Raw genomic sequence first — 629 nt, 5'->3', positions numbered from 1 at the left:
GGTTACCTCCATCACACTTCCTCCTTCACACCTTCTTTTTCTAATAAACTATCCATAACTTCGCGGTATTTCCCATTAATCAAACGATACGTATTCTTATCAATTTGTTCTGTCATTGCTAATATTTTTAGATCTTCAATAAAATTTTCCATTGTACTTGCCTGAATATCCGCTAATGGTCTATTCCATTGCCTCATACATTTTTTTTCAATCACATTCCAAATGGAACGATGTGTTTCGAAGAATTCTTCGGCTGTTTTTTGTTTCCAATTTTCTAAGGTTAGTGGTTCAAATACATGAGCTGATTCTGCTACTACAACAGGTTCTGATGAATATGCTTCTTCAGGAATTTCAATCTCTTCATCAATATCCGCAAATTGTGGTTCCTCTGGTTCTTCCTCCGAAGGAATTGGTACAGGCTCTGGTTCAGAACCTGGTACAATCTGTTTTGGCTCTTCTGGTTGCCCAGTTGGCTCCTCTTCTTGTTTGGGGAAGAAGTCAAGTATGAGATCCCTTGGATTGACATATTCGTGTAAAGAACGAATGTCGATATCTAAAATGGATTGATCCGTATCAAAGTCATCCCCCAAGTACTCCCAACGGTATTTCATAACCGTTTTTCCTCGGTT

Annotated in this window: 1 pseudogene; it reads right to left on the bottom strand. The window is 38.5% G+C overall.

Annotation, left to right across the window (positions count from 1 at the left end):
* Positions 1-11: 11 nt before the first annotated feature.
* A pseudogene (locus tag HRG09_RS28315) lies at positions 12-629 on the bottom strand (VirD4-like conjugal transfer protein, CD1115 family); the annotation flags it as partial.

This window comes from Bacillus sp. Xin1, from assembly GCF_013314535.1.
Taxonomy (GTDB): Bacteria; Bacillota; Bacilli; order Bacillales; family Bacillaceae_G; genus Bacillus_A.
Note: the sequence above shows the minus strand (reverse complement) of the source record. Positions and strands in the feature narration are given on the sequence as shown.